This window comes from Megasphaera coli (genome assembly GCF_900095855.1).
GTDB classification, from domain to species: domain Bacteria; phylum Bacillota; class Negativicutes; order Veillonellales; family Megasphaeraceae; genus Megasphaera; species Megasphaera massiliensis_A.
Genome location: NZ_FMIY01000002.1, coordinates 1,489,770 through 1,503,391, shown reverse-complemented (window position 1 = coordinate 1,503,391; position 13,622 = coordinate 1,489,770). Strand labels below are relative to the sequence as shown.

The 13,622-nt window shown below is 49.0% G+C and carries 12 protein-coding genes; 6 read left to right on the top strand and 6 right to left on the bottom strand.

The genetic code is table 11. The annotated features are described in order from the left end of the window. Positions 1 to 65: 65 nt before the first annotated feature. The 6 genes from BQ2674_RS07810 to BQ2674_RS07785 all read right to left on the bottom strand — a co-directional run bounded on the left by BQ2674_RS07810 (position 66) and on the right by BQ2674_RS07785 (position 6,386). Positions 66 to 893, bottom strand: coding sequence for a D-alanyl-D-alanine carboxypeptidase family protein (locus BQ2674_RS07810; protein ID WP_075573221.1), 828 nt, complete (start codon positions 891 to 893; stop codon positions 66 to 68). A gap of 48 nt (positions 894 to 941) precedes the next feature. Beyond that, the gene (pth, locus tag BQ2674_RS07805; protein WP_075573398.1) at positions 942 to 1,508 is read right to left on the bottom strand and encodes an aminoacyl-tRNA hydrolase; all 567 of its coding nucleotides are present in this window, start codon (positions 1,506 to 1,508) and stop codon (positions 942 to 944) included. A gap of 21 nt (positions 1,509 to 1,529) precedes the next feature. Continuing rightward, positions 1,530 to 2,495: a ribose-phosphate diphosphokinase gene (locus BQ2674_RS07800; protein WP_075573220.1), complete on the bottom strand. Its 966-nt coding sequence runs from the start codon at positions 2,493 to 2,495 to the stop codon at positions 1,530 to 1,532. Between the two features lie 62 nt (positions 2,496 to 2,557). After that, the gene (gene glmU, locus BQ2674_RS07795; RefSeq protein ID WP_075573219.1) at positions 2,558 to 3,931 is read right to left on the bottom strand and encodes a bifunctional UDP-N-acetylglucosamine diphosphorylase/glucosamine-1-phosphate N-acetyltransferase GlmU; all 1,374 of its coding nucleotides are present in this window, start codon (positions 3,929 to 3,931) and stop codon (positions 2,558 to 2,560) included. Between the two features lie 121 nt (positions 3,932 to 4,052). Beyond that, the gene (locus tag BQ2674_RS07790; RefSeq protein ID WP_075573397.1) at positions 4,053 to 4,553 is read right to left on the bottom strand and encodes a peptidoglycan-binding protein; all 501 of its coding nucleotides are present in this window, start codon (positions 4,551 to 4,553) and stop codon (positions 4,053 to 4,055) included. Positions 4,554 to 4,817: 264 nt separating this feature from the next. Continuing rightward, positions 4,818 to 6,386 (bottom strand): ClC family H(+)/Cl(-) exchange transporter, encoded by a 1,569-nt coding sequence (locus BQ2674_RS07785; RefSeq protein WP_075573218.1) that lies wholly within the window; start codon positions 6,384 to 6,386, stop codon positions 4,818 to 4,820. 228 nt (positions 6,387 to 6,614) lie between these two features. On the opposite strand from BQ2674_RS07785, the gene BQ2674_RS07780 reads away from it, so the two are divergent. The 6 genes from BQ2674_RS07780 to BQ2674_RS07755 all read left to right on the top strand — a co-directional run bounded on the left by BQ2674_RS07780 (position 6,615) and on the right by BQ2674_RS07755 (position 13,544). Further along, positions 6,615 to 7,802 carry an amidohydrolase gene (locus tag BQ2674_RS07780; protein ID WP_075573217.1) on the top strand — a complete coding sequence of 396 codons (1,188 nt, stop codon included), beginning with the start codon at positions 6,615 to 6,617 and terminating at the stop codon, positions 7,800 to 7,802. Between the two features lie 80 nt (positions 7,803 to 7,882). Then, on the top strand, positions 7,883 to 8,947 hold the full coding sequence (locus tag BQ2674_RS07775) for an acyltransferase family protein (RefSeq protein WP_075573216.1): 1,065 nt from the start codon (positions 7,883 to 7,885) through the stop codon (positions 8,945 to 8,947). A gap of 94 nt (positions 8,948 to 9,041) precedes the next feature. Further along, the gene (locus BQ2674_RS07770; protein ID WP_075573215.1) at positions 9,042 to 9,635 is read left to right on the top strand and encodes a DedA family protein; all 594 of its coding nucleotides are present in this window, start codon (positions 9,042 to 9,044) and stop codon (positions 9,633 to 9,635) included. Continuing rightward, complete coding sequence (locus tag BQ2674_RS07765; protein ID WP_075573214.1) at positions 9,632 to 11,209, top strand: ArnT family glycosyltransferase; 1,578 nt, start codon at positions 9,632 to 9,634, stop codon at positions 11,207 to 11,209. The genes BQ2674_RS07770 and BQ2674_RS07765 overlap by 4 nt, the downstream gene beginning before the upstream one ends. Then, positions 11,206 to 12,834: an ArnT family glycosyltransferase gene (locus BQ2674_RS07760; protein WP_075573213.1), complete on the top strand. Its 1,629-nt coding sequence runs from the start codon at positions 11,206 to 11,208 to the stop codon at positions 12,832 to 12,834. Before BQ2674_RS07765 ends, BQ2674_RS07760 begins: the two co-directional genes overlap by 4 nt. Next, positions 12,831 to 13,544 (top strand): uracil-DNA glycosylase, encoded by a 714-nt coding sequence (locus tag BQ2674_RS07755; protein ID WP_075573212.1) that lies wholly within the window; start codon positions 12,831 to 12,833, stop codon positions 13,542 to 13,544. The genes BQ2674_RS07760 and BQ2674_RS07755 overlap by 4 nt, the downstream gene beginning before the upstream one ends. Positions 13,545 to 13,622: the final 78 nt, after the last annotated feature.

The window sequence follows — 13,622 nt, the reverse complement described above, 5'->3', positions numbered from 1 at the left end:
AATCTCCATCATACTGACACATAAAAAACGAGGCCTAATGCCTCGTTTTTTATTGCAAATTATTTCTATTTTCCCGTTTGCAATCGTCTGAATCCGTAATCCAGGATAGCAGGAGCATCTGTCCAGCGATTGTCGTCATTAAAAAGAGCTACAACCAACGTATGTCCGTCGCGTGTCGCCGATGCGACAAGGCAGACACCTGCCGCATCGGTATAACCGGTTTTTACGCCGTTTGCACCGTTATATCCGCTCTTCAAAAAATTATTTGTCGTTTCTACGTATTTCGTATGTCCGTCCAAATACTTTACCATATATGTCGGTAAACTTACGGTATAGCGAAATTCGGGATAATGCTTTATGCCGTATGCGGTCATGCGGGCCATATCGACGGCCGTTGAGTAATGACGTACAGCTGTCAGGCCGTTGGGGTTGACAAAGTGAGTATGTGTTGCTCCCATCTTCACGGCTTCGGCGTTCATCATTTCCGCATACTTCGCGACGGAACCGCCCAAGGTTTCAGCAACGGCAACGGCCACATCATTACCGGAAACGACCATCATACCGCGCATCGCTTCACGCAGTGACAGCTTATCCCCCGGTGCGATTCCCAATACGGACGGCTCCGTGTTGGCCGCAGCCGCCGATATTTTTATGGGCTCATCCAGTTTGTCCCTTCCCTTATCCAGAGCCGTCAAAAAGGTTACGATTTTCGTCGTACTCGCCGGATGAATCCACTTATTCGGATTGACTTGATATAAAATTTTTCCCGTATCCACCTCAATCATGCACGCCGATTCGGCACTTGTAGGCGGTACGTAAGCACCGGCTGTTCCGGCCGCAAGGACGGTGACAAGAGCAAAGATCGCCAAAATTTTTTTATAAATACCTATCATGAGACCGCTCCTCTGCACATACTGTACAACTAACAGTTACGGCGCGGCTTATGAACCGTGCCGCTTCGGATTGAATCTATTCATTCCCTTGGAAATACCCAGTTCCAGACACCCTTCTACAGCTTCCGCCGCATACGCTGTACCTTCTTCAAAGCGCTCACGCAAATCTTCCGGAAAAGGCGTGAGTACGTGAGCAATAACATCGTCATGCCCCAAAGGCCGGCCTATGCCGAGGCGAAAGCGCACAAAGTTACGGCAGCCGTTGGCAAAAAGGCTCTTTATACCGTTATGACCGCCGTCACTGCCGTTTTCGCGAATCCGCAGCTTGCCGACAGGTAAATCCATGTCATCATAAATGACAAATACATCTTCTTCGGCAATTTTATACCAACGCATAAGCGGTCCAACGGCTCGACCGCTTTCATTCATATAGGTCTGCGGTTTTACGAGCAATACCGTCTCGTCCTGAACGGTTGACGTGGCGATAAGTGCGTCCATTTGTTTTTTCTGAAAGTCCGTTTCCCACTTCCGGGCCAGCTTGTCGACAACGGAAAATCCCGCATTATGTTTTGAGCCCTCATATTCAGGTCCGGGATTACCCAAACCGACAATCATGTGCACGAAATAAAACTCCTCTTACTTCTCAAACAACTTGCTCACCGATACTTGGTGAAATATACGCATAATCGCTTCACCCAACAAGGGCGCGACGGAAAGAACTTTAATCTTGTCAATCGCCTTTTCTGCCGGCAAGGGAATGGTATTGGTAATGACCAATTCCGCTATATCCGATTTCTGAATACGTTCTACTGCCGGATCCGTCAGGACCGCATGAGCACAGGCCGCAATAATTTTGGACGCGCCCCTTTCTTTAAGGGCTTTTGCGCCGCCGCACAGGGAGCCGGCCGTATCGACAATATCATCAACGATAATACAGGTTTTCCCGTCTACATCACCGATAATATTCATCACTTCCGCAACACCCGGTCGGGGCCTCCGTTTTTCAATAATCGCAATGGGTGCGTTGACCCGATCGGCCAAATCACGAGCGCGCGTAACGCCCCCCAAGTCGGGTGAGACGACAACGATTTCGCCTAAATCCGTCTTTTCCTTTTTTTCATTAATATACCGCGCAATAATTGAAGCGGAACCCAAATGATCGACAGGGACGTCAAAAAAGCCCTGAATTTGGCCGGCATGCAGGTCAACCGTCACAACACGCGTAATACCGGACGTAGTCATCAAATCGGCAACGAGTTTGGATGTAATCGGTTCCCGACCGCGGGTCTTGCGATCTTGGCGGGCATAGCCGTAGTAAGGAACAACTGCCGTAATATGATTGGCCGAAGCACGTTTTAAGGCATCCGCCATAATCAGCAACTCCATCAAATTATCATTGGCCGGCTGGCTTGTCGGCTGAATGAGAAAAACGTCTTTGCCGCGAACGCTTTCATCGATCATAACCTGTACTTCACCGTTATTAAATTTACCTACAAAGGCTTTCCCCAATTCCAATCCCAAATAATCGGCAATTTCTTTTGCCAACTTCGGGTTGGCATTTCCCGTAAAAATTTTAAGCTTTTTACCGTCTTCGTAGCTCATTATGCCCCTCCTGCCGGGTTAATATAGTAAATTACTTTGCCGCACTCTTCATATTATAATGCTTATTTTTTATATGTATCGTCTTTTACCCAATCTTCTATATTTCGCTGTTTCGTTCGACCGACGGCCAAGGCCCCGGACGGCACCCGTTTCGTCACTGTCGAACCGGCGGCGACATACGCATATTCGCCGATTTCAACAGGCGCAACGAGATTGCTGTTGCAGCCTACAAAGGCATGGTCGTCAATCCTGGTCCTGTGTTTCTCCCTGCCGTCATAATTGACCGTTATGACACCGCAGCCGATATTTACGCCTGCGCCTACATCGCTGTCGCCGATATAGCTGAGATGAGGCAGTTTGGTGCCGTCGCCGATATGAGAGTTTTTCACTTCCATAAAATTGCCCACTTTAACGCCCGCACCGATGACTGTTTGCGGCCTAAAATGGACGAACGGGCCGACTTGCGTGCCATCTTTTATTTCGCAGTCATCGGCACAGGTAAATTGCAAACGGTTACCGTCACCTATATGTACATTCGTCAGACGCGTATACGGTCCTATTTCACAGTTTTTCCCGATAACCGTACGGCCTTCCAATATTGTTCCCGGATAAAGAACCGTATCGCTGCCGATACATACGGTCGTGTCTACATATGTGCCGGCCGGATCTATAATCGTTACGCCTGCCGTCATCAACTCTTCCAGTTTGCGTTCTCGTAAGATTTTTTCAGCTGCCGCCAACTGAAGACGCGAATTAACGCCGAGCGTTTCTCTGTAATCTGGAGCCGACAACGCACTGACCGTTGCGCCTTCCGCAACAAACATACCGATGACGTCGGTCAAATAATATTCGCCCTGCCGATTATCATTGCCGAGGCGGTGTAATAAATTCCAAAGGGATGGCAGTTCAAAACAGTATATGCCAGCATTCACTTCGTTAACGGCCAACTCATCAGGCGTACCGTCCTTTTGTTCTACGATCTTCGCTACACGGCCGGCAGTATCTCGAATAACCCTGCCGTATCCCGTCGGGTCCGGCATTTTTGCAGTCAACACGGTGGCTGCAGCACCGGTCTTTCGATGACAGTCAAGAAGTGCCGCAAAGGTCTCTGTCGTCACAAGAGGCGTATCGCCGCAAGTAACCAGCAATGTTCCCTTTTCGCCGGCCAACAGACTTTCCGCCTGCATAACCGCATGACCCGTACCCAACTGCTCCGTCTGGACAATTGACTCCGCCCTGCCGGCAAGGTATTCTTTTACCGCATCGGCACCGAAGCCGACAACAACCGCTTCCCGTCGCGTACCGATCGCTTTCACGGCCTGCAAAACCTGTCCGATCATGGGAATCCCGCCGACTTTGTGCAACACCTTGGGCAAGGCCGACTTCATTCTCGTCCCTTTACCGGCAGCTAAGACTAATGCTGTTACATCTTCCATATACAAAGAGCCTCCTGCACTGAATTACTTTCAAATCCTTGTTTAGGATACCACAAAACACAAGGGAAATACATACTTTGCAAACAAAAAACGAGGCGACTTTCGTCTCCTCGTCTTCTTCTTACAACACGTGAACAACTACGTTCCGACGACCGAAGTTCAACGCGTCATCAACAGAATCCATTGCCAAATCAATTCTGTTTCCGACAATGCTGCCGCCTGTATCGGCAGCAACGGCATAGCCGTATCCTTCAATATACAGCTGACTTCCCAAGGGAATTACATCGGGGTCAACCGATACGACACCATACGCCAACGGCTGTCCTGTCGCGGTATAACCGCTATTTCCGGGATCGTCGGCAGTATAAGCAGTAGCTTCCATTACAATAGTATTATCAACAGGTATCGGCTGGCCGCTGGCAGTTGACAACGCATTCATCGTTTGCGTGCCGACGATTCCGTCGGCTGCCAACCCATGATCTGCTTGGAACCGTTGTACAGCTGACTGTGTACCGCTTCCAAACACACCATCCGCCCCGCCGGTCAGATATCCCGTGCCGATCAACATATTTTGAACACTCTCTACACGAGTGCCTATCATTCCTAAAGATACATTGGCCATTACCATGACCGAACATGCTAAGGTAAACAAAAGGGTAAATAAAAGAGTAATATACTTCTTCAAAAAACCACCTCACATTATGATTGTGAAGCTCTGCTCATGGTCAGTATAGCAAAAAAATCATAGCAAGTCAAAATTTTACAGGTTTATGCATCGTTTTTTCTTGTTTTATGCGTTTGTTTATTCTCATTTTTATATACCTTGTCTCTATATTACGCAATTTCCGCGGCTATCTTTTTATTTTCTTTGTATGCATTGCTATTATTATACATTTTCTTTTTCTGTCATATGTCTCACGGCCTCCGCCGCAGCCGCATCATCGGTCAATATATAAATATAATCTCCCGCGGCCAGCACTGTATTCGTATCGGGAATGATTTCCCCATCACCCCGTTTGACGTCAATCAAAGCTACGTGTTCGGGCCAGGGGATTTCCCGCGTCGATTTGCCGTCCAATAAGCAGCCGCTGCCGACGGTAAGTTCAATAATATTGCGCTTTTTATCTGCCGCTCCGTCCCGGCCCTTCTGCAGCAATCGTTCCAGCAACATGTCATATACAGGTCTGCCGCCGCAAAGTTTTGCCGTTACCAAGGCGATGAGCGCCGCCGTGCACAAGACGAGAAGATGCTCGTAAGATCCGGTCATTTCCATAATCAGGACGGTTCCCGTAATGGGTGAATGAACGGCAGCCGTAAAAAAAGCGGCCATGGCAATGACTACAATATCGGATAAGTACTGTTCTTCTACCAGTCCCGCGTCAATAAGACAAATGCCGATAACACTTCCCAATAAAGCGCCGATGACCAGTATGGGCAGGAAGAAACCGCCGGGTACACCGCAACCATAACTGACAAGAGTAAAGACGAATTTGCCGACCAGCAAGGCGGCAAACAGTTTAAGTGACAACGGCAGCGTATGCAGAGAGTTAATCAACTCATTGCCGCCGCCGAGAATCTGCGGAAACACATATCCTAAAATACCTGCCGTAAAAAGAGCAAATACGACGGGCATCCAGGATTTTGTAAAAATAGGCAGTCTATAAAAGCGGCTTGACAACAGAAGCCCTTTATTAAAAATAAGCCCGCAAAATCCGAGAACGACTCCCAGCAGTACGGCAAGCCATGTATAGGTCACGGGAAAAGCAGACAATACGCCGAATTGAAATACCGACTGAGCGCCGAACATAAGCCGGCAAATGACGGTGGCAATCAGAGCTGCCGCCATGGCCGGCGCCAAAACGACACCGGAGAAATTACGGTGCAGTTCTTCCAATGCGAAGAGGACGCCTGCCAGGGGCGCGTTAAAAGCCATAGCCAACCCGGCGCTGGCGCCGGCCGTAATCAGATACCGCTCTTCCATGCGCGTCCGCTTCAGCGCTTCACTGAATCCCTGTGCCGTGACGGCTCCGAGCTGAATGGACGGACCTTCCCGCCCGAGTGAAAGGCCCAGGCCGATGCCCAGGATACCGCTGAAAAGCTTCACCCAGAAAACACGAAACCAGCGCATATGGAGAGAACAGGATATGGCGCCCTTTACCTGGGGAATACCGCTGCCTGCCGCGTCGGGTTCGTAGGACACGCACTTATAAAGAATATAGCCGGCAAGGGCTAGCACTAAAAACCAGAGACAATTCCACAAAAGGTTCGCCTGTGTCAGCAAGCTATATACATATTCACGTCCTACAGTACCTTTTTCCAAAGCCCAGCGGAAAAATCCCGCTGCCGAGCCGGACAATATGCCGACGCAGGCGCCTTCCGCAAAAAGGCGCAGGCGAAACCGCGGCCAGCCGTTAAGTTGTCTCACTGTCGGAAGTAATTGCCCTGAAATATGCATAATCCGTCTCCTCATACCATAATTTGCCGTTACATCTATTATCCGAGCACTCGCGGGCGTGCAAAAAATTGAAAATATATTTATGCACTCACTGTCCCCAGTATACCATATGCGTAAACCGTCCTTATATCTTTTTTTGCTGCAGCAGGATTTTGTATATACAATCAAGAATTGTATATACACTGACAGAGGCTTCCCTGCGAAGAGCCTCCTGACGAGGTGGTATACATGACAACTTTTATGCCTGACTTCACTATTCGCGAAGCCGTTCGCAAGGTACTCCCTTATATGATGGAAATGCGGGAATACTTCCATGCGCGGCCTGAACTAAGCGGCAATGAATTTGATACGTGCAGAACAATTTTCCGTGAACTGTCCCTTATGGGCGTTACGGATATAAAAATAATTGCCGGTACCGGTGTCACCGGCATCATCCGCGGGAATTTACCCGGTCCGACGGTGCTGCTTCCGGCAAAAATAGATGCCCTACCCGTCAACGAAGCAGACGCTTGCCCTTATGCGTCCCTCTTTCCCGGAATCATGCACGCTTCCGGTCATGACGGCGACACGGCGACACTGCTCGGTTTGGCAAAGCTGCTGCTGCGTCACAAGGATTGTCTTCGCGGGACAATTCGCCTCGTTTTTGAACCGGAATCGGAAAAATACGGCAGTGTAACCAAGCTGATTGACAACGGTATTTTAGCGCAGCCGCGCTGCGACTACGCCGTAAACTTAAAACTGGACAGTACACTCGGCAAAGGGAGAATCGGCTTTGGTTCGGACGTCTGCCTTGCTTCCCGTGATGATTTTACAATTACCTTTGTCGGCAAGGGCGGCCATTGCACACAAGTGTCGGCAACGGACAGCGTTTTGCAAAAAGGGGTAATTTTCCTGAATACCGTCAACGCCTACATGGAGCAAGTAAATAAAGAGCGACCTGTCGCTCTCGTCTCCTTCGGACAATTCCAATGCGGCAACTTGTCCACAACGATTCCCGAAACAGCGGAAATAAAAGGGACCGTCCGTACCTATGACGATGACCTGCGGCAACGCATTCTAGCCCGACTCAGGGATCTGTGCGATGAAGATTGCCGGTGGCAGCACTGCTTTGTATCGCCTGTCGGCAGAAACAACGAAGCCTTGTGCGCGGCAGGCGAAGAAATTCTCCGCGCCTACGGCGGAGATCGAATCACGCCGGTTCCGCTGGTTCCCGATTTTCGTGCCGATGATTTTTCCCGTTTTGCCGAGTTTCTGCCTACGCTCTCCTGCTTTGCCGGCATAGCGGAGAACATTCCCTTGCCCAGTCATTATTCCGGATTCCTCTGGGACAGCAGTTTACTGAAGTACGCCTGCGAAGCATTGGCACTCTTAGTTTACTACTTGCCCTCTTATGTAAAACAGGAAAAAACAATATAATCCAAGCCCTTTTTCTTCCGTTTACCCGTGCTATAATAGCCGTGTAAACGGAAGTTTTTTTATATGAAAGGACTGGTACCGTGAATAAACGTATTCCCTTTCTCGACAATGCCCGCACCTTCTCCGTCTATGCGGCACTTTTGGCCTCACTTTGTACCCTTTACGCATTCCCCGGCACCGTCATGGTTCCGCCGCTGGCTCATTCGGGCGGGCTTTTCTTATCGGACGGGCTGAACCGCCTCAGCAACTGGCTCTATTCATTTACACCGGAAGTGGTGTTCTTTATTTGCGGCTACTGCACTGCAGCCACCTTGCGCATTCGCAGCGATGCATACTTTTTGCGTCATAAATTCATCCGTCTTGCCGGTCCCTGTCTCATCGGCGGCTTAATAGCGGCACCGGAAATGTCCTATCTCAACTACCTAAGCAACGGCGGCACGGCGTCGGTCATCTCGTTTTTCACGTCAGCTCTTTTTTATAAGTATTACACGGAGGGCACCTACATTTTTATAACTGCAGCCTTGACCCTGTCCGTATTTTCCCTCCTCATAAAAAAACTCCGGCCGAAGTTTTTTCGTCAAAATAAGTCTTCTCCGACAATATTATTCTTTGTTCTTATAACGATGCTTCACGGCGTCGTATCATTTCTGCTTTTTTATATTATTTACATATTCGGCAAATTCATCTATCCTTTTGATTTGTTCCTTATAAGCGGCTGGACTCTCTATTTCTTCATCGGCATCTATGCATTCAAACGTAAATGGTTCGTTCATGACGGCTATATCCCCTCCCGTCGCTGGCTATATTTTTTTGTAATTGTCTCCCTCTTATTTCTCTTCACGGATATCCATTATTTTATGTGGAACTTTTCCTTCCTTATAACGACAAGCGGCGTGTTTGCAGTCTTATCTTTTTTCGCCGCCTATCGGAGCAAGGCGGCAAAAGTTTGGCGAACGGCATCAGACCATGCCTACGGCGCCTATTTTACCTGTTCCTTCCTCTTTTTCAACGGCGCCTATTTTCTCAAATACCTGCAGGTTCCAACTCTTGTCGCCATTGCCGTTCTGCTTATCCCGGGCGGTATATATGCTTATTTCTTAAACACTCATATTCTCTTGCGCCTGCCATCCTTTAAGCGTCAATAGCCGGCCGGTTTGGCAAGGCTTCCGGTCATATGATATGATAAAAGCAATTTTAATTCCTTAAACACTATCACCCTGCAGGAAGAGAGTTGACATTTTGGACACGCTATTACAGTTAATGGAAACCTACGGGTATGCCGCCATGTTCTTGGCTATGGCAGCAGAAAATGCCAATATTCCTATTCCCAGCGAAATCATCTTGGGCTTCGCCGGCTTTTTAATCTCCCAACAAATATTTTCATTTTGGCCGACCTTCATTATCGCCTGTATTGCCGGCGTTTTCGGTTCCGTCATCAGTTATTGGCTCGGTTCTTACGGCGGCAGACCGCTTTTATTGAAATACGGAAAATACATTTTTTTCAATGAAAAAAAATTTGCTCTGGCGGAGCGCTTATTCACCAAGTACGGCGGCCTGGCCGTCCTCATTTGCCGTTGTCTTCCCGGCGTACGCACATTCATTTCTTTTCCTGCCGGTGTCGCCCGCTATCCCTTTGTAAAGTTTCTCATTTTAACGATTATCGGCACCATTCCGTGGACCTTTCTCCTCGTCTGGGCCGGTTCCGTTTTAGGCAGCCGCTGGCATGATCTCATCCAGTACAATCATATCTTTACCATTGCGCTCGTTCTGATTTGTGCGCTCATGGCGGCTTTCTTCTTTACAAGGCGCTATATGCGGAGAAAAAACAAATGAACCCGCTCTTCAACTTCATTCATAAAAACCGTTACGGCTTGGCCGTCATCTTTTTAGGGGCAATTTTTTTATTGCCCTTTCTCGGCATGTTCCCTCTCATTGACCCGGACGAACCCGTATACGGCCAAACTGCCCGAGAAATGCTCCTAGCTTCGGACTGGCTTTCTCCCCGCATTTACGGGCGGTTTTGGTATGATAAGCCGCCTTTATTTTACTGGCTCGAAATGATTTCTTATTCTCTTTTCGGCATTAGCGAATACTCATCACGCCTGCCCAGCGCCGTTATGGGCTTGGCGACTGTCGGCACGGTTTACATACAGTGCCGCGCTATTTTCAATAAGCATATCGCCTTTCGCGCCGCTGTCGTCTTAATAACGTCTCTCGGTTTTATGTACATCGGTAAGGCCGCCATTACGGATATGACCCTCCTCTTTACGCTGACCTTGACGATGTTTGCATTTTATCGCAAGCAATATTATACGGCCTATCTGGGCTGCGGCTTGTCTCTCTTGGCAAAGGGCCCCGTCGGTTACGCCTTTCCGGCACTTATCATGCTGCTTTATATTATCCTGACGAAGCAGCTCCGCCTGCTGAAAGAGATGAAAATTCCGAGGGGCATTCTTCTGGCCTTCCTCGTCGGGCTGCCTTGGTACGTCGCCATGTATGCCGTTCACGGCTCTGATTTTCTCGATACGTTCATCGGCTATCACAATATTATCCGTTTTGCCGCACCGGAGCATCCCGGCAAAAACAGTTTTTTCTTTTTTATACCCGTTGTCCTCGGCTCCATGATGCCTTGGACAGGCGCGCTCTTCCAAGCTATGTACCGTATTTTGCGAAATAACAGCCCCTATAAGGACGGACTTCTTTTCTGTCTCATTTGGGCTCTTTTTATATTTGCCTTTTTTTCCGCTTCAAAAACACAGCTCGTTACCTATATTGCACCTCTATTTCCGCCGCTGGCGGTTATTCTCGGCTGGTACACATACGCCCTTAAACGCCTCGGCAGCCTGCCGCGCCTGTGGATAGCCTCGTCTTACGCCGGTTCCGTCATCCTTCTCGCCTGTAATGCCATTCCCTTACATGATACGGCCCTTTTTTACAAAGCGCCTATTTTATGGGGTTCGCTCCTCCTTTCGGCGGCGCTTATTATTCCTGCCGTCTGCATGCAGCTTAAATACTGGCGCGCCGCCCTCATAGGGGCTGTTGTTTCCATGTTTGCCCTCATGACGGTCGCCTTTACACAGGTCCTGCCTCAACTGGAAAAATATATTTCGGGAAAAGACATTGCTCTTGTTTATGCGCAGCTCCATACGCAGGAGAATCCTGTTTATATTGAAAAATTCCTCTGCCCGGCCATGGCGTTTTACGGCAATACTGTCGGCGACAGTTGGGAAATGCCGCAAACACCGGACTTTACCGGTCTGCGCACCATGCCGCAGAAAACGTATATCGTCATGCTTCAATCGACGTACAGGAAACTGCTGAAAACGCAGCCCGCCCTGCAGAACTATTATTCCGTTACAACTGAAGCGGGGCACATAATTCTCGTCAATCATCCGGAGGATTTATGAAACAGTATCGCTTTCTGCTGCCGCTATTTATAACGACATTTATCTTTTTAACCGTCGGCAACAGTTATTTGGCCGTAACGGATCCGGTCGAGTCGAACTACGCCCTGACGGCAAAAGAAATGGTCCTTTCCGGCGCTCCTCTGTCGCCGCGAATTTATGATACTGTCTGGTTTGACAAACCTATATTCACCTACTGGGTTCTCTATATCGCTTATACCCTCTTCGGTTTCTCCGATTTCGCAACGCGCTTGCCCTTTGCCTTGTGCGGCGCCCTCTCTGTCACGGTTCTCGCCTATTATACGCGGCGGCGGCAAAACGGCATTGCCTTATCCTGCCTCATTGCGGCAATAGCGGCGACATCGCTTCTCTTTTGGGCCGTTACGCACTCCGTATTGACCGATCAGTATCTTCTTCTTTTTACGGAGATTTCTCTTTTCAGCATTTACATCGGCATGAACGAGAACAGTCGTCTCCACACATGTATAGCTTATGGCGCCGCCGCTTGTGCCGTACTGACTAAAGGACCTGTCGGCATCATCTTACCGGGCCTTATCATTCTTCTTTATATCGTTTGTGAGCAAAAAAGTGTATATTTACGCCGCCTCTTTCGGCCGGAAGGCATACTTCTCTTTTTCCTTCTTGCCCTGCCCTGGTACGTTTACATGTATCGCCTCTATGGGACGGCTTTTATTGACGGCCTTCTCGGTTTCAATACAATGACACGTGCCCTCGTCTCGGAACACCCGCAGGAAAATGTTATTTACTACTATTTCCTGCTTCTTCCCGTCGCTCTCCTGCCGTGGACGGGCGCCGCCTTTTACGGCATGCGCCGCTTTTTTCGCAAAAACGGATTTCCTCTCTTTCTTGCAGTATGGGCGTTTGTACCGCTTCTCTTCTATACCGTCATGGCAACAAAATATCCGACATATACGTATATCTCCCATATTCCCTTTTTCTACTTCGCCATGTTGGGGGTCCGTTGCCTCCGTGAAGCGAATACGCGGAAAATCCATTTTATCCTGACCGGCCCGGCAATCTTCTACTGGCTTCTTTTCTGGCTTGCAGCTCTCTTCATTCATGTCGACTATGTACGGCTGAACAGCCTGTGGCCCCTTTTTATCTTCCTGCCCTGTGCCATAGTACTCACGCTCTTCGCCCAACGCATGAAAGCTTATATCGTCCTGCCCGTTCTCGTCTGCTTCGCTACGGCGACGATGTATGTTCTTCTCACGTGGCAAGTGCTCATCCCGTTTTATTCCTACCGCTCCACCGTTCCCCTGGCCGCAAACGCCGCCTCCTTCGGGATGTATAAAGTCTATTTCTTTGAAGAATTTCGCACGTCCTTCGTTTACTATACAGGCATACCCGCGCTTCTCGTTACACCGTCAGGATATGACGAAAGCAAGCGTTTAAAACGCGACCCCGTATGGACGCAAAAACACCTTTTCAAAGAAGAAAATGAGCAAACCTTCTCCGAACTCGTAAAAGCACGGGAAAAACTCCTGCTCATCGTGCCGAAAAGCCGACTTGACGATTTTAAGAACAGCGAGTTTTACGAAAACATGACTTTGCAAAACATATACGGTACCTTCTCCATATATGTACCGCGAAAGGACACCATATGACACCGGCCGCTTTTATCCGCTCCCTTGCCGACTATACGGGAACAAACGTCTTTAATCCGTGGCGGAATTATGACCCGGTCTGCGACATAAGTCCGCAAGCGCCGCAAATCAGACGCGACCAACTGACAAGCTACTTATCGTCACGGTTGGAAGAGGCGGACTTTCTCATCATTGCCGAAGCTGCAGGCTACCAGGGCTGCCGTTTTACAGGTATTGCCCTTACATGTGAACGAATGCTCCTGGGCTTTCATAAAACCGTCGCCGCCTCGGCCGTCCTGGACCGTGCCGGCATACGTACAAGCCGTCCGAACGGCCCTTACATGACATCAGACGCCCAACGGCACAAAGGCATGAACGAACCGACGGACACATATGTTTGGAACGCCCTTATAGCAACCGGTTTAGATACACATCGCTTTTTGCTCTGGAATATTTTTCCCTTCCATCCGTACAAAAAGACTTCACCCTTTTCCAACCGAACGCCGACGGAAAAGGAACTCGTTGTCGGACTGGCCTATACAAAAGATCTGCTGACTCTCTGTAAAAAGAATGTTCATATTGCCGCAGTCGGCCGCAAGTCGGCAGAAACGCTGCAAGCGGCAGGCCTGAATGCTACGGCCATGCGCCATCCCGCCAACGGCGGCGGCAATACATTCAAAGAAAATTTTTCCGCCTGGATGAAAGCTCTCACCGCTCCGAGCAATACATAGGATTTGATAAGTCTGTCTTTTTTATGTCGTAATGGTATAATTTGTCTATACTATACTTAATTAAACGTATTGACAGGT

Bases quoted from the DNA above. Each gene is read 5' to 3' on its own strand.
- BQ2674_RS07810 (WP_075573221.1), bottom strand. From the start codon at position 893: ATGATAGGTATTTATAAAAAAATTTTGGCGATCTTTGCTCTTGTCACC.
- pth (WP_075573398.1), bottom strand. From the start codon at position 1,508: ATGATTGTCGGTTTGGGTAATCCCGGACCTGAATATGAGGGCTCAAAA.
- BQ2674_RS07800 (WP_075573220.1), bottom strand. From the start codon at position 2,495: ATGAGCTACGAAGACGGTAAAAAGCTTAAAATTTTTACGGGAAATGCC.
- glmU (WP_075573219.1), bottom strand. From the start codon at position 3,931: ATGGAAGATGTAACAGCATTAGTCTTAGCTGCCGGTAAAGGGACGAGA.
- BQ2674_RS07790 (WP_075573397.1), bottom strand. From the start codon at position 4,553: ATGGCCAATGTATCTTTAGGAATGATAGGCACTCGTGTAGAGAGTGTT.
- BQ2674_RS07785 (WP_075573218.1), bottom strand. From the start codon at position 6,386: ATGCATATTTCAGGGCAATTACTTCCGACAGTGAGACAACTTAACGGC.
- BQ2674_RS07780 (WP_075573217.1), top strand. From the start codon at position 6,615: ATGACAACTTTTATGCCTGACTTCACTATTCGCGAAGCCGTTCGCAAG.
- BQ2674_RS07765 (WP_075573214.1), top strand. From the start codon at position 9,632: ATGAACCCGCTCTTCAACTTCATTCATAAAAACCGTTACGGCTTGGCC.
- BQ2674_RS07760 (WP_075573213.1), top strand. From the start codon at position 11,206: ATGAAACAGTATCGCTTTCTGCTGCCGCTATTTATAACGACATTTATC.
- BQ2674_RS07755 (WP_075573212.1), top strand. From the start codon at position 12,831: ATGACACCGGCCGCTTTTATCCGCTCCCTTGCCGACTATACGGGAACA.